At 53.5% G+C, this 20141-nt stretch carries 10 protein-coding genes; 6 read left to right on the top strand and 4 right to left on the bottom strand.

The features are described from left to right. Positions 1-135: 135 nt before the first annotated feature. Both V3C19_RS04960 and V3C19_RS04955 read right to left on the bottom strand, forming a co-directional pair. The gene (locus V3C19_RS04960; protein ID WP_295931628.1) at positions 136-2391 is read right to left on the bottom strand and encodes an alpha-1,2-fucosyltransferase; all 2256 of its coding nucleotides are present in this window, start codon (positions 2389-2391) and stop codon (positions 136-138) included. 14 nt (positions 2392-2405) lie between these two features. Beyond that, entirely contained in the window at positions 2406-3452 is a 1047-nt protein-coding gene (locus V3C19_RS04955; protein ID WP_149873365.1) for a glycosyltransferase, read from the bottom strand. Between the two features lie 473 nt (positions 3453-3925). Between V3C19_RS04955 and V3C19_RS04950 the strand changes: the two genes are divergently transcribed. From V3C19_RS04950 to V3C19_RS04935, 4 genes are all read left to right on the top strand, one after another. Continuing rightward, on the top strand, positions 3926-4339 hold the full coding sequence (locus tag V3C19_RS04950; protein ID WP_238623798.1) for a hypothetical protein: 414 nt from the start codon (positions 3926-3928) through the stop codon (positions 4337-4339). A gap of 83 nt (positions 4340-4422) precedes the next feature. Then, a complete protein-coding gene (locus tag V3C19_RS04945) occupies positions 4423-5721 on the top strand; it encodes an RHS repeat-associated core domain-containing protein (RefSeq protein WP_295934341.1) in 1299 nt (432 codons plus the stop codon). A gap of 553 nt (positions 5722-6274) precedes the next feature. Further along, on the top strand, positions 6275-6799 hold the full coding sequence (locus V3C19_RS04940) for an ankyrin repeat domain-containing protein (RefSeq protein WP_154301778.1): 525 nt from the start codon (positions 6275-6277) through the stop codon (positions 6797-6799). Positions 6800-7467: 668 nt separating this feature from the next. Further along, on the top strand, positions 7468-8472 hold the full coding sequence (locus V3C19_RS04935; RefSeq protein ID WP_295934348.1) for a DUF3592 domain-containing protein: 1005 nt from the start codon (positions 7468-7470) through the stop codon (positions 8470-8472). 492 nt (positions 8473-8964) lie between these two features. Here the strand turns inward: V3C19_RS04935 and uvrA are convergent, their stop codons facing one another. Together uvrA and V3C19_RS04925 are read right to left on the bottom strand one after the other, a co-directional pair. Then, on the bottom strand, positions 8965-14487 hold the full coding sequence (uvrA, locus tag V3C19_RS04930) for an excinuclease ABC subunit UvrA (RefSeq protein ID WP_330937165.1): 5523 nt from the start codon (positions 14485-14487) through the stop codon (positions 8965-8967). A gap of 438 nt (positions 14488-14925) precedes the next feature. Beyond that, the gene (locus V3C19_RS04925; RefSeq protein WP_149873774.1) at positions 14926-15258 is read right to left on the bottom strand and encodes a hypothetical protein; all 333 of its coding nucleotides are present in this window, start codon (positions 15256-15258) and stop codon (positions 14926-14928) included. A 260-nt stretch (positions 15259-15518) separates the two neighbouring features. Between V3C19_RS04925 and secA the strand changes: the two genes are divergently transcribed. Continuing rightward, a complete protein-coding gene (secA, locus tag V3C19_RS04920; protein WP_295934352.1) occupies positions 15519-18875 on the top strand; it encodes a preprotein translocase subunit SecA in 3357 nt (1118 codons plus the stop codon). 66 nt (positions 18876-18941) lie between these two features. After that, positions 18942-20060, top strand: coding sequence for a GNAT family N-acetyltransferase (locus tag V3C19_RS04915; RefSeq protein WP_330937164.1), 1119 nt, complete (start codon positions 18942-18944; stop codon positions 20058-20060). Positions 20061-20141: the final 81 nt, after the last annotated feature.

Genomic DNA, 20141 nt, shown 5'->3' with positions numbered 1-20141 from the left:
TGTATCCTTCAAGGATGAAAGATCCCGGGTGGAAGGATAGAGCTCCAATTCATATCCCATCCGGTGCAGTTCAGAAGCTCCTTCCGCCATCTCTCCGGAAGATATAATCAAGACGCATTTCATAAAATTTAAATGTTAAAGTTTAATCCAGGAAGGGCAGAAAATATCCTGTTCATCTTCAATATTTCCGGTAAACCACTGTTTTTGAATGAAAACCCGTTGCTGGGAGCCCAGCCACGCCCCCCACCAGGAAAAGGAGGAGCAAGAGAGGACAAGTTCCTGCATGGCCGTTAATTCCCGGAGGGCATCCAGTGTTTCATGTTCATCCATGACTATTTCAAAACGCTTGGCTTTCGGGACACTTTCCACCAGCTTCCGGGCCAGTTCAGGAGAGTCGGAGAAAACAACCAGTGTTCTGATATTGTCGGAAAGTCTTTTAAACGCCTCATTAAGGAAGGCGCCATCCGGCGTGTGATACATATCCGCTCTCTGAAGGTAATCTCCTATCCTCAGATGAACGCCGGCAGTTCCTTCCTGCACGGGCGCTATGAGAGACTGGAACAGGGAACGTATTTCTTCAGCAAAATCCTCAAAATACCGTTCACTCTGAAAGTAGCCGCTCAACGCGCCACGACGGACCGTATCCGGAATGGGCCTGTAAGAAAATCCGGGTTCCCAGTATGTTACAGGATCGGAATAGCCGCCATCCGGGCATGGAGAACACGCACTTCCCAAGTAAGACATCAGGTTCCAGGTGTTCAAATCGTGCCTCCAGGGAATGCGGCATCCAACGTCCGTCCTAAGCGCATGGGCATAAGTTGCGGCTATCTGGAACAAATGCCGGCCTGTACGTGAGTTTGGAAGGAATTGAGTAGTCACGTATTCAGGAGAAATCTTTTCTGAGTCAGAAGACAAAGAAAGAAACCTCCTGGAGCTGCTCTTCTTCGGTTTTCCCGCATCCAGACAAACGGCGCCCAGCAGATCAAAAGGATGTTCGTCCCGGTCGATGCGTCTTTCAAGACATTGAAGATGCAAATACCGGGATTCCCCCGGCGCATGCTGTGAAACGTAAAATCCGAATTCCTTCAACAGATAGCTTAAAAAATCGGTATTCCACAGGGACTGATGCTGGTAGGCTTCCATAAGCATGCACAAGTCATGTTCCGGAACCGGCTTTTCCCGAAACCGTTTCTTCATGTATTGCTTGAAAGCGGGAGATATCACTCCGTGCATCAAACGAATATCACGGAAACTCAGACGCAAAAAGCCTCCCGGTTTTAAACAGCGGAATGCCTCTGCAAAAAAATGGCAGGCCTCCACGGGCGTAACTTTGTCAATCCCATATTCCAGATAGAATGCATCTACCGAGTCATCTTTCCACGGAAGCGGACGGGTAATGTCATAGTTGGGGGAGTCCAAATTCAACCAGCCATTCAATCTCCGGTTACCGCACCCCAAATGAATATACTGCAGAGGAGATTGATCCATGATCTCGGCGCTGCTGGCAGAGAGTTTGCTTTCAGACCACAATCGGTACAGGGAAGGCATGCCGGGGCGCTGGTGAATCTCCATTTCCGACCCAATATAGGCATCTCCTTCTAAAAGAAGCTGTTCCATCGGCCACATTTGCCATTTCAACGTTAACTCCCCTTTATGCCCAATACTCCACCACCCATAGCAGGACGTGTCACGGCGCCGGAACACTCCGTTGGCATAAAACAGCATTTCACCCTTCCAGTGGAGATGAGTCACGTCGCAGACAACTGAAGGAACCCTGTGGTTGAAAGTATACAGGGCATTCATAATGGCAGGCGTGCACCAGTGCGCCGTTACCATGTCATTCCCGGCATCCGGGTAATGGACATTGCTCATGTAAAGACGGCCTGTCGACTTCAGCCTCCCTTCAAGTTTCCCTACCAGTTCACCCACGATCACATCCTCCGCCCCGCAATCCGCAAAGCCGGGCGCCTCCACAAGCTTCTCCACCATGCCCCTTTTCAGAAAATAACCCGCTCCCCCACTCGGAGAGTTGCGCATGGACACCAGCGCATCCCCGACCAAGTCGTACTCATCATCCACCACGGATTCCAAACGTTCCAAGTCCACATACGTATCGTCATCACACTTGAACAGCCACTCAAAGTCGTAGTTCTCCAGCGCATACCGAAAGAAAGACTTCACCTTCCCCGGTAGCTCGTCGTAGCCATCCGCTGTGTCCAGCACCACCGTATCCCCCCTTTCCTCTTCCAGTCCTTCCTTTCCTCCCACAAAGAACACGCATTCTATCCCATCCGCCGGATGCTCCAGCCACGTCTCCCTCACCGCATCCCTCTTTTCCTTCATCCGCTGGCACGAGCAGATTCCTACCAGTATCTTCACTTGCTTTTTCATGTCTTTTCTCCTTTCTAGGCAGGAAGCTGTTCCACCGCTTCAAAGATTTCCTCCCAGCTGGATACCGACGATTCCAGCCCTCCAAGTTCCAATCCCCGCTCACGAGCCGCCTCCGCCATGTCCCTCCTCAGGTTCGGTTCGTAGGCCATCTTGCTGGCGTAGTAGATGAAGTCCCTTTCATGGTCGCACAGCCATCCGGTTTTGCCGTGCTCCACCATCTGGCGCCAACCTCCGCGGTTGTCCACCACCAGCACGCTGCCGCTGGCCATCGCCTCAAAGCCCACTCTCGGCCAGTTTTCCGTCGTGTCCGTGGGCTGAAGCACTATTTCACAGTGCTTGTAGAAGTCCTGCTGGCTCACCTCCCTCTGGTCGCGCGCCGTGCGTATCCACCCGTAGGGTTCTCCGATTTTCTCCCGGCTCCTCTGGTCGAAGCCCAAAAACAGGCCACGCTTGAAGAGGGGGGAGACGAAGTATTCGTAGATGTGGAGCGTGTTGGCGGCGAATTTGTCCGCGTCCTGCCGGGAGATGCGCCCGCAGCCGAAGTATTCCCCGCTTCTCTCGGCGATGAAGGGGAAGGAGTCGTTGTGGAAGTAGGGCTTGAAGGTCATGAACGCAATGGAGGGGTCGTCGTTGCAGCGCTTGAGCAGGGGCATGTTTTTCTGGCGGACTTCTTCGTTTTGGTAAAGGAACATGGCAATGAGCCCCTGCTTCATGAGTTCCTTTTCCTTGTTGAAGAGCCAGGTCATGCAGTTGACGAAGATGGTGCGCCTGGTTTTTTGGCGGATGGCGGGGAGGTTTTCCAGGTATTCGCCGTTGCAGAATCCGATGATGGCATCCCCTTCTTCCAGGACGGACCAGTCGTTGGGAGCGTGGATATGAACGCCCAGCCCCAGCATTTCCAGGTAGAGGGCTTCGTTTTGGAAGCCGTCGTTGGTGGGGATGATGTGGACGTCAATGTCCATGTGTTTCCAGACCAGTATCTGGTGGTGGAGTTCAGTTCCGGCTCCGCCGTAGAGGCTGGGGAAGCCGTTGACATAGATTTTCTTTAAGGAGGTGCTCATGGGTTAATTCTCAAGTGGATTCACTGAGCGACGCTAGCACGCGAACTTTTATCCTGGCAATGGACAAGTTTTGAAAATATGGCAAAGAAATACCTGCCACCGGCAAGGGATACCTTCTCTTTTCGCATGTTGTCATCCGCCTCAAAAATTCACCAAATATCATAACGTTTCCGGCGTGTTTACTTTGCTGGTTTCTGTTAGCCGCATTCCCACTTCGGAGATCACAGCTGAATCACTGGTCGTAAACGGGGTTAGCGTAAGCCAGACTGACCATGAAGGCATTCATTCTTCACAACGGCGCTCCTGCATCTCTACAGGGATGTTTCTGGAAAAAACCGATGGTAGCGGCAACACCATTATGGAGGAAACGGACGTAGCCGGACGCCCCGGCTAAGACTACTGATCCTGCGGGCCATGTCACCACCACCAGCTATCTGCCCTGCTGTGACAATCCTGCCTGCATCACCGACGCATTGGGAGGAACAACCTGTTATACCTACGACATACGCGGCAGAAAGACGGCAGAATATGGCACCGCCATTCAGCCGGCCTGCTTCGCCTACGACGAAGCCGACCGCATGGTGGCCCTGACTACCTTCCGTGCAAACGAAGGCGACATCACCACCGATCCTTCCGGCCGAACCGACGGAGACACCACCACCTGGCTCTACGATCCAGCCACCGGTCTGGAGCTGAAAAAAGCCTATGCCGACGGTTCCTGTGTCTCCAAAACCTATGACGATCTCAATCGTCTGAAGACATTGACCAAGGCCAGATGTATCACCACCACCTGTGCCTATGCTCCTCTCACCGGGGAACTCGTCTCCCCTCCCACAATGACGCTACTCCCGGATGGAAGTTCACCTACAACCACATCGGACAAATGACCTCCGTCCGGGACGCTTCAGGAACCAGGGAATTTTCCTACGATGCTTATGGCCGCATGATTCAGGACACTTCCTTTTGAACCGTGGAAAGCTGCACCCAGGAAGAATACGATGCCTTGGGGTGTTCCAACGGATACCGCCTGATGCTCGGCACACGCACGGTGCAGCACTCCCATCTTGACTACGGCCATCAGGGAGGCATTATTGGGATGAATCTGGAAGGCATCGCTTCTCCCTTTACATGGCAGTACGATCCAACCAGCGGCTTCCTCCACTCTCTCACCTACCCCAACGGCATGGTCCGCCAAAACACCTACCATCCTGCCCTCAACCTCGTAACCGCTATTGGTTACAGGAAGGGAGCGGACGGCGAATTGGCGGCCGGCCACGAATACGACTACAACGCGCTGATGTGTCCCACTCAACGACGGGACTCATGGGATGCTGCCACTCCCGCGACGATAAGAGATTTTACCTATAACAGCCGCAGTGAACTGCTGGAAGATCGCATCAGCTGGGGAGGAAGGTTTGCGTCCTGCTATGACAACATCGGCAATCGCAAGACCGCCCGGGAATTGGAGGAAGACATCTCCTACGAATCCAACCGGCTCAACCAGTACACGGATATTGCCGAAGGGGTAGAAGATTTTAACCCCGTCTACGATGCCGACGGCAACCAGACCAGGATCAAGACTTCAACGTGTGTCTGGGAGGTATCCTACGACGCCAACGACCGCCCCGTCGTCTTCACCAGCCAGGATGGCAGAACAACCATCACCTGCGGTTACGACTACCGGGGAAGGCGCCTTGAGAAGAAGGCCACGGTCAATGGGGCAGTATCCGGCCACTCCCGGTTCCTGTACCGAGGCTATTTGCAGGTAGCCCAACTGGATTTGATGCATCCCGAACCCTTGCTGGTGAAGAGCTATTTGTGGGATCCGACAGAGCCCACGGCCACGCGCGTCCTGATGATGACATGCAGGAAAGACAACATTTCACAGCAGGAAGAGCATCTCTACTTCATCCACGATGCCTTGAAGAATGTCACTTCCATCCTTGACGGCCAGCAGAAACAAAAAGCCCGCTACGAATATGCACCTTTCGGAGGCCTGCTCACCGCTGAAGGGGACATGGCCCGGGAGAACAAGTTCAGGTTTTCCTGCGAGTTCTCGGATGACGAACTGGAACTTGTCTACTACAATTACCGCCATCTCAATCCCGCAGACGGCAGATGGATTAACCCCGATCCTATCCAGGAACAAGGAGGTTGGAATTTATACGGTTTTGTTTCAAACAAATTGTTCATTACAGACCTTCTTGGATGTGCCATCTACGTGGTTGCCTGTCTAGATAAAAACAAAGAAAAAGACATAGAAAAATAAAATATTTATAAAAAATATTACAGAGGAATATGATACATTACAGTAATCTCCCATGATGAATATTCAACAGCTACGGGAATAAAAAAGTCTACAAATCAATTAATTATAGAAAAAAAGGAAGATAAATCTAAAATATATGCCGACATGGGAAAATTTAAAAAATTCTTATCGTCATTGTATCCATCGAATGCAACAAATGGATATGGTATTTATTTAGTGGCATGCCATCAAGATGGTGTAATTTCCGATGGAGGCTGGAGAATTTATTCTAATGTTGAAGGAATAGCTGTACCTGATATCTCCGCATTATATGATTCCGATACATGTTTTTTATCTCAATGATTCTTTACTGAAAGCAGAAGATTTATCCAAATTCGACTGTTGTGTAAAATGCAAATTAAAAAAAGATCCTACTTTAAAAGTTGTTCACAAATCATAAAATATTATTTATCTATTTTAAGCATAACAAAAATCTATGCATGATTCTTGTTTTTTTCATGAAAATCATGCACATAAACTTTAAAAATTATAAAAGTAGCATAAATTATTTAATATGAAAACTAATATTATATTTCCTTCGGTTATTTTGGCATTAAATTTATTAGGGTCCTGTACATTCATATCCCAAAAAAAAGAAGAAACAAAAAACTCCTATATTCCTCCTTACTACCTACATTACAATACTCCTGCCTACATTGTAGGAAAAGATATGATTAGAAATTCATTAAAATCATACTGGGATTTGTCATCAAATACGACTCCACAACCAAATCTTAATCCATATGATAAAAAATGGAATGGAAGCGAAACAGCTCTTATGCTGGCGGCAGCTATCGGGGATATTGATACCATGAAGAAATTACTCGAATTTAAGGCTGATATTAATGTAGCTTCAAATGAAATGAAGCTCCCCTCTATGACCTTTCCCTACAAAGAAACTGCCTTACATTATGCTGCTCGTACAGGACAAATAGGTGCCTACAATTTTCTAATTAAACAAGGAGCTAACCAGAATTTGAAAAATACTGATGGAAAAACAGCCCAGCAATTACTGGAGACTGAAGTAAAAAATAATTAAAATTATAGAGTAATATACAGGATCGAAATAGGAGAGATAGGCCTGCCGCACAGTAACAGGATAAGAATATATACAGGACAATTTCTTCCAAAAAAAGATTTTCAGAAAGAACTTATTAAGTTAAAATTATCCTGTCTATAATAAAATAAAAGGGCAGCAAATTGACATCCTCTATCTTCCCCATACTCCTTCTTGTGCCATGATTAATGATTTTCCACATGGACTGGGATGGGTACTGGCCCGGGGAACCATTCTTGTGGCTTTCTTTTCTGCATTTATACTTTATGTATTGCTGCTGAAATGGGAAAATAATGATACGACGAAATAGAGGTGATTTTTCCATGCCCTATATAATAAATGTACTCAATAATTTATCCCAGGAAGTACTATTTACGAATTTAAAACTCCTGCATTGGAATTTAAATAAGTTATTTATTTCTAATAATATTGACAGAAATTCATTAAGTATATAAAATACTTTTTTTGAATTAAAATATGTTATGAATACAATAATTTTTAATAACAGATGGATTTCAGGAATTAAGCCGATAGTGATCGTGGTTTTCCTATTCCTCTGTTTCATCTGCATATTCTTTCCCGTCGTTTTCTATTCATTTATCATCGAATTAAAGAAGGAAACCAATGGCCATTTCATAATTCTGGGAATCATGTCCTTTTTTTCTTTGATTTTCATTATTGCAACTTTCTACATCAGTTTGCTGCTTGTTTTTGGAAAATTACATATTGTCTTAGATCATTTTAAAATTGTTATTGACCAATATGTGCTGGGAATACGCATGGCATCAAAGCAGATTCCTTTAAGCGGCGATACCCGTATTATTCTGGAAAGCGGTCCTTCCGGTTCAAATGCCCATATCTTTAAAAACAATGGTAAGGTTCAGGTATTCCCGATGGCTCCAGTCGTATACAGTATCAAAATTCAGGAGGCAGGCAGAGGCAGATCAGAGGTTGTTCTTTCATCAGGTAATTATTCACTGGTATTAAAATTATTCCGCCAGATCTCCAGCCTATATCCGGAATTAACGGCTGAAATTGATACGAGCAGTGAAAAAAGATTACTTGATGAATACAGAAAGCGGATAAATTCCGTAAAAAAACGGTCCGCATTGGCGCTTTCTCTTTTATGCTTTTTTGGCACGATACTAACGGGTCTTCCTTTATCTGTGGAATACGTGAATTATAAATATTCCAGACACTGGGTTGAAATCCAGGGGAGAGTGGAGGAAATGCAGAAATCTGAACACAAGGATGGATTCCGTGTAGCATATTCTTGGAAAGGGAAAAAATTGTATACCTCCCTGTATGAGAAAAGTTTCCTGTCACACCAGCATGGGGAAAATGCCATGGAAGGAAATCTGGTCCGTCTCTATGTTAATCCCGAGGATCCGGAGCAATACACTTTTGGCAGTTCCATATTGTCAAGTATGATAGGGCTCATTATTTGTTTTTGCTTATTACTACTATTTTCCCTATTACTATTCTGTGCGTTTTTGAAGCTTAGAAAAACAAATCTTGACCATAAAGTATTTAAAATGAATACTTTGTTGTACTATTTCCAGAAACCTTCCAAAACGATTGCTTTTCCGGAAACTGAAATATCCGCCTCCTTTGAACGGCGGCATATTCAAGCATGTAGTACCAGAACATCTTGAACCGACCAACATTTGTCCTCCTTTTTAAAATTATGAAATCATAAAATACTTTGTCGTAATATTATCAATATTGGTTACAATTTTTATAATTGGGCATAGTATTCTATTTTGTCCGTCTTTGTAAGATCCCTTTAATCTACACGGTCGTAATATTTATAAAGACTAATATTTATACTATTTTCAAGAAGGAGATATGCATGTCCTGTGGAAAAAGTATTCCTCGTTGCCTGACATACCCTTTAACCAGGCAGTTTCCTGTATTTATCGAAATGATATTCATACCATTTCCGTGTGTATAGACAATGAATGGTATGAAGTAGATATGATGAATGACAATATTAAAAAAATATCTGGAAATATTTTAACACCACATTCTGTACCCTCACCTATTTTCTATAAACAATTATAGGAGCCATCTGACAAAATCGGCCTTTGTCCATACATAAAAACGCCGTTCCGAAAAAATCCGGAACGGCGTTGCAGATGTTACGGCTATTTACTATCAACCAACTCCCGGCGTATGTATTCCGCTGTGGGCGAATCCTTTTGAGCGATTTGCTCCGGGGTGCCGCTGGCTACGATGCGGCCGCCTTCCTCTCCTGGTCCGGGCCCCATGTCGATAATATAGTCCGCCTCCGCCATGATTTCCGTGTTGTGCTCAATGACAATGACCGTATTTCCCTGGTCCGCCAAGCGGTGCAGCACGTCGATAAGAAGACGCACGTCCCGCGGATGCAGGCCGATGGAGGGTTCCTCAATGAGGTACAGGTCACCGGGCAGTTCCTTGCCTTTCATCAGGGCGTTCCGGCTGACGCGCCGGCCCTTGATGAGTTCCGTCACCAGCTTGAGCCTCTGGGCCTCCCCGCCGGAGAGCGTGTTGGAGGCCTGCCCCAGTGTCAGATAGCCCAGGCCGGTTTCCGCCAGCAATTTGAGGGGATCTGAAATGCGGGGCTGGCTTTCAAAGAATTCCGCCGCCTCCGAGAAGTCCATCCGCAGCACGTCCGCAATGGTTTTCCCCTTGTACCTCACGGTCAGGGTGGCGGCGTTGTAACGCTTGCCCCGGCAGGTTTCACACGGCACGTAGCAGGGAGGCAGGAAGTCCATTTCCAGCTTCTGCATGCCTGTTCCCTTGCAGGACTCGCAGTTGCCCTGCCCCGTATTGAAGGAGAAGCGCCCGCGGTCGAAACCCAGCCGCCGGGCATCCGCCGTCTGGGCGAACAGGGTCCGGATATCATCCAGAAACCCTACGTAAGTGGCCGGAGTGGACCTGGGAGTCTTGCCGATGGGACTCTGGTCCACCCCGTACACCATCCGCAGGGAATCAAACCCGGAAGAGGATTTCCACAGCTTCTTCTGTTCACGGGTCAGTTTGTCCCCCAGCGCCTGGCGCGCTGCCAGGCGGATGGTTCCGGTCATCAGGGAGGTCTTGCCCGCTCCGGAAACGCCAGTCAGCACGGTAAGGCGCCCCTTGGGAATAGCCACGTCCACATTCTTCAGGTTATGCAGGCAGGAGCCCTCCACCCGGAGCCACGCAGTTTCATCCTTGCGGGCAGGTATCCGGCGCCGTTTGCCGCGGTACGGATGGTGCGGCTTGTGATGCAGGGCCAGCCCGGTAACGGAATCCGGCATTTCCGCCAATTCCTCAAAAGTTCCCTGGGCCATGACGCGCCCACCGTGAATGCCCGCTCCGGGGCCCATGTCCACAATGCGGTCCGCACGCTTCATCGTGTCCTCGTCATGTTCCACCACCAGCAGCGTATTCCCCCGGCGCTTGAGTTCATCCAGCGTGCCCAGAAGCAGTTCATTGTCCCGCGGGTGCAGCCCGATCGTGGGTTCATCCAGAACGTACAGAACGCCCCGGAGATGAGAGCCAAGCTGGGATGCCAGGCGAATGCGCTGGGTTTCCCCGCCGGAAAGCGTCGTCGCACTGCGGTCCAGGGACAGGTACCCCAGCCCCACGCGCTGGAGGAAGCCGAGCCGCTGCGTCACTTCCGCAACTACGTCCCGGGCGATCAGGGCTTCTTCACGTTCAAACTTCCAGCCCTCCACCAGTTTGGCGGCCTCCATGGCCGGCAATGAGGCAAGCTCGCCAGGCGTCACGCCCTGGAGCCTGACGGCACGGGCAAATTCATTCAGGCGCACGCCGCGGCAGGCAGGGCATGTTTTTACCTCCTTTTCGTCATCCACCTGCTTGGCAAGCTCCTTGTCGTATTTCAACTCCGCTTCCAGCAGGGACTGGGCCTGGTCTTCCTTCATCTTGCGCTTGCCCACCACGCCGTGCCCCCGGCAGACGGGGCACCAGCCGCGGGGAGAGTTGAAGGAAAACGTGTACGGCTCCAGTTCCGGGAAAGACTGGCCGCAGGAGGCGCAAGCCAGCTTCACGCCCATCAACTCCGGAGAGGAGGAACCGGGGGGAAGCACCTGCAGGAAACCTTCCCCCATGTCCAGCGCGGCGTGAACCGCCTGCGCCACTTCATCCGGGGTCCAGGAACTTTCCGGACGGCTCATCACCAGGTCCAGATCGTGGCTGGAATAACGGTCCAGGGGCTGAAAGCCGCTCAGCGGCACCAGGCCTCCGTCCACCCACAATTCTTCATACCCCTTGCCTTCCGCCCAGCGCGCCAGATCGGCGTAATGCCCCTTGCGCCCGCGCACCAGGGGCGCCAGCAGGGCCAGCCTGCCATGCTTTTTCAACTGCCGGGAAACAAGTTCCACTACTTCCGATTCCGAACGCTTGCCTACCGGCACTCCGCACTTCGGGCAATAGGCCTGCCCCAGCTTGGAATACAACAGGCGCAGGAACTGCCAGATTTCCGTAACCGTCCCCACCGTGGACTTGGTACCTCCGCGGGACATGTTCTGCTCAATAGCCACCGTAGGGGGCAGACCCGTAAGGCGGTCAATGTCCGGACTTTCCAGTTGCTCGGTAAACTGGCGGGCATACGGTGACATGACGTCCATGAAACGCCTCTGCCCTTCCGCAAAGAAGATATCGAAGGCCAGGGAGCTTTTTCCCGATCCGGACAAGCCGGTCAGCACGGTCATTTCTCCGCGAGGCACGTCCAGATCCACGTTCTTCAGGTTGTGGTGCCGCGCCCCCCGCAGGGCCATGACGCCTGCCGGAATATCCATATCCGCGGAATCCGGCATGGCGGCGTCCTGCGGATCGTAAACGGAGGGAAGGCCTTCGAGCACGTCCTTGAGGTACTTGCCCGTGTAGCCCTTGCCGGCCGCCACGATTTCCTCCGGCGTCCCGGCCGCAACCACATGGCCGCCGCCCGCTCCGCCTTCCGGCCCCAGGTCAATCACGTAATCCGCGGACTTGATAAACTCCGGGTTGTGCTCAATCACCAGCAGGGTATGCCCCTGCTCCACCAGCTCCCGGAAAACGGCCAGCAGCACTTCAATATCGGCAAAATGCAGCCCCGTTCCCGGCTCGTCCAGAATCAGCATCTTGGGATTGTTTTTGCCGGAGCCCATCTGGTCCAGCAGTATCTTGGCCAGCTTCAGGCGCTGGTTCTCCCCGCCGGACAGCGTATTCAGCGGCTGTCCCAGCGTCAGGTGGCCCAGCCCCACGCGCCGGAGCACGCCCAGCTTTTCCGCAATGCGTCTGGCACGCGCACCCTTTTCCCCGCCGAAGTATTCCAGGGCGGCCGTCACGGTCATGCCCAGAACGTCGGCAATATTCCTGCCGTCGCGGTACACGCTCAATACCTCGTTCCCGTAGCGGGCACCGTGGCACAGGGGACACTGGACGAAAATGTCTGAAAGAAACTGCATCTCCACCTTCTCGCTGCCCATCCCCATGCAGCGGGGACAGCGCCCGTCGCCGCTGTTGAAGGAAAAGAATCCCGGCTTCATCCCGCGGGCGCGGGCCGTTTCCGTATCCGCAAACAGGGCGCGGATTTCCTCAAACACGCCGGAATACACGGCAGGAGTGGAACGGGGTGTGCGCACGATGGGACTCTGGTCCACCATCACCACTTCATCAAGCAGCTCCCAGCCCTTGACGGACTTCACGTGTGCAGGCTCTTCCTCGCACACGCCGCCCTTGGCCACCAGCGCGTTCAAATACACCACGTCGTGTGCCAGCGTGCTCTTGCCGGAACCGCTGACGCCCGTCAGGCAGGCGAACACGCCCAAGGGAATGTTCACGTCCAGTTTTTTCAGGTTGTGCCGGGTAGCGCCGGAAATCTGCAAAAACTTCCTGGGCTTGCGCCTCTTCTGCGGAATGGAGATGCGCCGCCTGCCGGACAGGAACGCCCCCGTCAGGGATTCCGGCACCTCCGCAATACGGTCCGGAGCGCCGGAATACACCAGGCGCCCCCCTTCGCGGCCGGAGCCGGGGCCCATGTCCACCAGACAGTCGGCGGCGCGCATCACGGCTTCCTCGTGCTCCACGACCACCAATGTGTTTCCCCGTGTCTTGAGACGGTTCATGGCGGAAATCAGGCGGGAGGTATCCCGGGGATGCAGGCCCACGGTCGGTTCATCCAGCACGAACAACGTATCCGTCAGAGAAGCCCCCAGGCAGGTAGTCAGACTGACGCGCTCGATCTCCCCGCCCGAAAGGGTGCGCGTGGCGCGGTCGGAACTCAGGTAGCCCAGTCCCACTTCATTAAGATACTCCAGGCGGCTCCGCAATTCGGCCACGGCATGCTTCAGGCCGGGGTCTTCATGGGAACGCGGCGTCACATGCTTGTCCACCCAGGCCAGCAACTCATCCATGGGCATGCAGAACAGATCCGGCAGGCTTTTGCCGCCCAGCTTGAACTGGAGGGCCTCCGGCCTCAGGCGCTGTCCATGGCAGGACGTGCATTCCTGATAAACCCGGAAGCGGCTCAAATACACCCTGACATGCATCTTATGCGTCCGGCTCTCCAGATACTTGAAAAATCCAGCGATGCCGTACCACAATCCGCGTTCGTACATTTCATCCGGGTCACTGCCGTCGCCATACATCAGCCAGTCCCGTTCCCACTGCTTCAAATCCTTCCAGGGCACGTCCAGACGCACCTGCCGGGGGCTCTTGCGCCAGGCGCGCATCAGGTCCTTCTTGCATTCGGAAAAGACCTTGCCCTCTCCCTCGAAAATATGGATGGCCCCGTTCCTGACGCTCAATTCCGGCTTGATGCAGCGGTTGTAGTCCACCGTGATCACGCGGCCGTAGCCCCGGCATTCCGGACAGGCGCCCAGGGGTGAATTGAAGGAAAACAGGCCGGGCCGCGGCTCCATGAGCGGATACCAGTCTCCGCGGAACTTCATGGCTGGCAGCCAAATTCCGTCCACGCGCGGAACCACGTGGGCCACGCCGCCGCCCAGGCGCATGGCCGTTTCCAGAGCCTCCAGACGGCGTTCCCTCTGTTCCTCATTCAGCCGAACACGGTCCTGAATGACCAGCAGGGATTCGCCTTCCGGCAGGGACCAGTCATCGTCCTCCAGCCGTAGCATCTCCCCATGCGCGAAAACGCGCAAATAACCCTGGGCCACCAGGTTCATCTTGAGCGTGGACAGGTCAATGGACTCCGTACGGGGCACCTCCAGGCAAATCATCAGCTCCGTGCCCGGAGGCAGTTCCGCATTCAGCTTTTCGTCAATGGAACCGGGCGTCTCCGGCCTGATCTCCCGGCCCGTCTCCGGATCAAATCCGGACGCCAGCCGGGCGAAGACGAACTTCCAGTAATCATTCAGTCCCGTCATCGTTCCCACGGTAGAGCGGGAAGTCCTGACGGAATTGCGCTGGTGCAGCGCAATCGCCGGAAGAATATTCTCTACGGTATCCACGTCCGGCTTGTCCATGCGGTCCATGAACTGACGTACGTAGGGGGAAAAGGTTTCCATATACCGCCGCTGCCCTTCCGCGTACAGCGTATGCATGGCCAGGCTTGTCTTTCCGGACCCGGAAGGCCCCGTCACCACCGTCAAACGCCCCAGGGGAATATCCACATCCACATTCTGCAAATTATGCTCGCGGGCGCCCCGGATGCGTATGCGCCCATCATCGCAATGACTCATGGACGGATAATATCATCAATTTGGAATCATTCCAATGACGTTACATGTCATGATTCCGAATTCATTCGCCTTGCGGGTTTCCCGTTGCTTCCTTTATTTCCTCTGCTTTTTTCCCTTGTATTCCCTCAGGAAAAATTATTCTGGAACCGTCCCATTCCACCCTTTCATGAACCAGCCTGCTTTAACCTTATTCCGACTTGGAGCCCCCGAAATTTCCTGCTCCTGTTCTGGAGCATCCTCCCCATGGCCATCTATCCATCTATTACTGGCAGCGGTCCCGCAACAAGGAAAAACCCGTCACCGGCACGGAATGTCTGGTCCACCATTCCTCTTTTCCTGCTTTTCGGCTGGTTCACCCTGTTCTGCACCTGGCTCATCCATCTTGCCCGGAACCTGCCGGCCGGCCGTTGAACATCGCCCTGCCTCCGCTGCCGGCCTTTACTCCTTTGTCCATGCATCCAGCTTCATGCCGCAGAGGTTGACCTCCACGGAGGCGGCATTCTCCGGCCAGGGAATGACCAGCTGATAACCGCCCGCATAGAGCAGCTTTCCGGAAGTTCTGCCCGCAGGTCGGGTGTAGAGGAACACGTTGACCTCATCGCCTTCCGGCTGCATCTCCACGTACAAGTCTCCCTGATACTGGGTATTCAAGTCAAAATGAAGGGAAATATTCCCTTCTTCATTAATTTCCCCGGATATCAAATGAATATCGTCCTTGCACACGGTTCCGTCCTCATGGCAGCATCCCGCCAGCGTACAGGCGAGGGCCATGGGAACCCAGCAGGGAAATTTGTGGAAAACATGAGGCATAAAACGTTCTCTCCTTTCTCCTGTAACATCTTGCAGGGAAAATAAGGATGCAAGGAAAATCAGGTCCAACGCCCCGGCATGTCATTCAAAAATGAACCTATCACGTCATGATTTGCCCAAATCGCGGGCCGTGCTTGCATTTCTTTCCGCACCCGCTAGTATTTTTCGATTCTTAGATCGCTGAAAGCGCCTCTACCTCGTCAATTTTCAACAAGACAAAGATGATTAAGTGGATTCTAACCAAGATTGTCGGTACCAAAAACCAGCGTGAAGTGCGCCGCCTGCGCCCCATTGTGGAACAAATCGTCTCCATTGAGGAATCATGGAACGGCAAGGGACAGGACTTCCTGCTTGAAAAAACAAGGGAATGGCAGAGCTACCTGCATCGCTTCCTTCCCATGGACCTGCCGCCCGTGCGCATCGTGGAAGCCGCGCCCAAAGAAGAACTGGAAAGCATCGCCTCCCGGCTGAATGCCCGCTTTGAATCCCTGAAAAACGAATTCGCTGCCCTCCCCACGGTGGAAGCCACTCCGGCCTCCATTGAGGAAGGCAAGGCCGCATGGAACAATATCACGCCCCAGTTCGACAAACTCCGGGAACGTTACCTCAACCAGATCCTTCCGGAAGCGTTTGCCGCCGTCAAGCACGGCGCCCGCCTGCTCTGCGGAGAAGAACGGGAAATCTGCGGACAAAGACAGCTCTGGGATATGATCCACTTTGACGTCCAGCTGCTCGGCGGCATCGCCCTGCACCGCGGCTACATCGCGGAAATGGCCACGGGCGAAGGTAAAACCCTCGTCGCCACCCTTCCCGTCTATCTCAACGCCCTCACCGGCATGGGGGTACACGTGGTAACGGTGAACGACTACCTGGCGCGCCGTGACTCCGAATGGATGGGCATGCTCTTCCAGTTCCTGGGGCTGACGGTCGGCTGCATCCAGAGCATGATGCCTTCCCAGCTGCGCCGCGAACAATACGCCTGCGACATCACCTACGGCACCAATGCCGAATTCGGCTTCGACTACCTGCGCGACAACGGCATGGCCACGTCCAAATCAGAGCAGGTGCAGAGAGGCCACTACTTCGCCATCGTGGACGAAGTGGACTCCATTCTTATTGACGAAGCCCGTACGCCGCTCATCATCTCCGGCCCCGCCGTCGTTACCCGTGAACAGCAGTACGACAACCTGCGCCCCTCCATCGAACGCGTGGTGAAGGCCCAGACCGACCTCTGCAACGAACTGATGACCCAGGCCCTGAAAGCCCAGGAAGAAGGCAGGACGGAAGAAGTGGGACGCAACCTGTTCAAGGTGAAAATGGGCCAGCCCCGCCACCGCGCTTTCATGCGCGCCATGCAGGACCCGGAACTGCGCCGCATCGTGGAAAAATACGAACTGACCCTTTACCAGGATACCCGCAAGAAGGAACTCTATAAGCTGAAGGAGGAAATGTACTTCACCGTGGATGAAAAAACCCATGACGCGGACCTGATGGAAAAAGGCCGTGAAATCATCTCCCCCGGACACCCGGAAGACTTCGTTCTCCCGGACCTCGGCACCGCCTTTGCGGAAATGGATGAAAATCCCCGCCTGACGGAAAAAGACAAGCTCCGTCTTAAAAACGAACTGACCAAAAAGCTGGATGAAACGGGCGCCCGCCTGCACACCACCTCCCAGCTTCTCAAGGCCTACTGCATTTACGAAAAAGACGTGGAATACGTGGTCAAGGACGACAAGGTCATCATCATCGACCAGAACACGGGCCGTGAAATGCCGGGACGCCGCTGGAGCGACGGCCTGCACCAGGCCGTGGAAGCCAAGGAAGGCGTGGAAGTGGAACGCGAAAACCAGACCTATGCCACCATCACCATCCAGAACTACTTCCGCCTGTACAAAAAACTGGCGGGCATGACCGGCACGGCGGAAACGGAAGCCGCGGAATTCCACGACATCTACAAGCTGGACGTGCTTCCCATCCCGACCAACCGCCCCTGCATCCGGAAGGACCAGAACGACCTAATCTTCAAATCCCGCCGCGAGAAATTCAACGCCGTCATCAACAAAATCCAGGAACTCCACGGCAAGGGTCAGCCCATCCTGATCGGCACGGCCAGCGTGGACGCCTCCGAAACCCTCTCCCGCATGCTCAAGAGGGCTAAAATCCCCCATGAAGTGCTGAACGCCAAAAACCACCAGCGTGAAGCCGAAATCGTGTCACTGGCCGGCAAGCGCGGAGCCGTTACGGTCTCCACGAACATGGCCGGACGCGGTACGGACATCAAGCTGGGAGAAGGCGTAGCGGACCTGGGCGGCCTCTTCGTACTGGGTACGGAACGCCACGAATCCCGCCGCATCGACCGCCAGCTGCGCGGCCGCTGCTCCCGCCAGGGCGACCCCGGCGCTTCCCAGTTCTTCATCTCCTTTGAAGACGACCTGATGCGCAACTTCGGCGCGGCGGAACGCATGACCAAGATGATGGAACGCCTCGGTGTGGCCGACGGCGAAGCCCTGGAACACAGCTTCCTGAACAAATCCGTGGAATCCGCCCAGAAGCGGGTGGAACAGCGCAACTACATGTGGCGCAAACACGTGCTGGACTATGACGACGTGATGAACAAGCAGCGCGAAATCGTGTACGGTTACCGCAATGAAGTACTCTCCACGGAAAACCCGCGTGAAATGATCTACGACGTGCTGGAGGAAGTAATCGCCACCCGCGCCCACGAATTCCTTGACCCGGACGCAGAAGGCATTACCCATCCCGACGAGCTGCTTGCCTGGATGAACTCCTCCTTCCCGCTGGGCCTCACGGCGGATGCCGCCAAGCTGGAAGACCGCCCGCTGGACGAAACCATCGCCTTCCTGATCGACAAGGTAAAGGCCACGTATGAAGACAAGGCCTCCCGCGAACGTCCGGAATACCTGGACCACATGGAACGCCAGATCATCCTGGGGGCCATTGACAAACTGTGGCAGGAGCATTTGTACAACATGGACTCCCTCCGGGAAGGCGTCCGCCTCCGCGCCCAGGGCCAGAAAGACCCGCTCGTGGAATACAAGTCGGAAGCCTACGACCTCTTCGTCACCCTGATGGACAGCATCAAGAGCGAAGCCATCGGCAACCTCTTCAAGAGTACCACCAACCTGGACGCCTTTGAAGACTTCCTGGCCAGCCTGCCCCAGTTCGAGACCTCCGACGACGGGCAGGAAAACGGAGCCAGCCTCCCGGAAATCGGATTCGACGGCATGCCGACGGACCTGCTCTCCGCCCTGCGCGAACAGGTATCCAGGGCCCGCGAACAGCAGGCGGCGCAACAGCCGGAACAGGAATCCTCCTCCACTCCGGCCGCCATCTCCGATGCCACCACCATCGGTGAAGGCTATCAGCCTGCGGCTCCGGAACCCAAACTGGTGATGCCCAAACGCAAGGTCAGCGTCGTCCTCCGCAAGGAAGAAACCGCATCCGTACCGGCTTCCGCTCCTGTCTCCGATGATGAGGAAATCGCCGTCACGCTGGACTCCCAGGACCTCGCGGAAACCATGGACAACCGGGACTCCGCGGAAACCCGCACATTCTAAACACCATCCTGTCTTCGGGCGGAGGAAACGTGCTTGACGGCCCTTTCCTCCGCCTTCAAACTTTCGGTGCACTCCTTGACCACGCTTCCTCCCAATAAATCAACCAACGTCCGTTCCGTACTGGAGTATGTTCCCTACTTCAGGGGCAAAATCTTTGCCGTACATGTGGAACAACCCCTGGTGAACTCGGAGGAACTGGTGGATGCCCTGCTGGACCTGGATGCATTGCAGGAAATAGGGGTGAAGCCCGTCCTGATTGCAGAAGGGCCGGACGCTTACGCCCTGTACGAACATACCCGCGTCTGTGAAATGCGCTCCGCCCTGGTGGAAGCCCCGCTGAAAGGCGGCCAGCTTGTCCGCGAACGCGTCCGGGAAATCCTGGGACGCCATCAGATACCCGTCGTAGCCTCCGGGCGCACGGGCTCGTTTGATACGGACTCCATTCATCTGGCGTACACGCTGGGAGCCTCCAAATACATTGCCCTGCTCAACGACCACAAGGTTCCTTCCCGGGACGGCCACCCCATCGCCGCCATTCTGGAATCGGAGGTTGCCGGACTGTCCGGAAATCTGGCACACAGGGAATTGCTGGACCAGGCCGCGGAAGCCTGCCGTGCCGGCATTCCGCGCGTGCACCTGCTGGACGGCAAAATGCGCGGGGTACTGGTGGAGGAACTCTTCTCGGAAGAAGGCGTGGGCACGATGGTCCACACGGACTCCTACCGGGAAATACGTCCCCTGAAAGAAGAGGACATCCCGGAACTCCTGTCCATGATCGCCCGTTCCGTCGTGGACTCCAAACTGGTGGACCGCAACTATGAGGATATAGCCGCGAAAATCGACGACTACTACGTCCTGACGCTGGATGACAGCATTGTGGGCTGCGTGGCCGTGTACCCTTATCCGGAACACCGCAGCGCGGAACTCGGCTGCCTGTACATCAAGCACCGCCATGAAGGCCGTGGATACGGCCGCACGCTCTGTGAATTTGCCAGGAAAAAGGCGGAGGAAATGGGCGTGGACTTCATCTTCGCCCTGTCTCAAAGCGCCGTCCACTACTTCCGGGACCGCATGCACTATGCGGAATTCTCCCGCGACAGCCTTCCCCCGGAACGTCTCCGCGCTCTGGAACTCAGCGGCCGCAAATCCGGAGTCTTCGGATTGAGGCTAAAAGATAACAACTGACTTAATCATAGATAGTAATACTTACAACTATGATTTAACGGCAGAAAAGAGTTCAAAGGATAAAGCCTTTATTTAGGCCCC

It is taken from the genome of Akkermansia sp. AE01SA01, from assembly GCF_036417395.1.
In the GTDB taxonomy this organism is placed as follows: Bacteria; Verrucomicrobiota; Verrucomicrobiia; order Verrucomicrobiales; family Akkermansiaceae; genus Akkermansia.
This window is presented reverse-complemented; position numbering and strand designations above follow the sequence as displayed.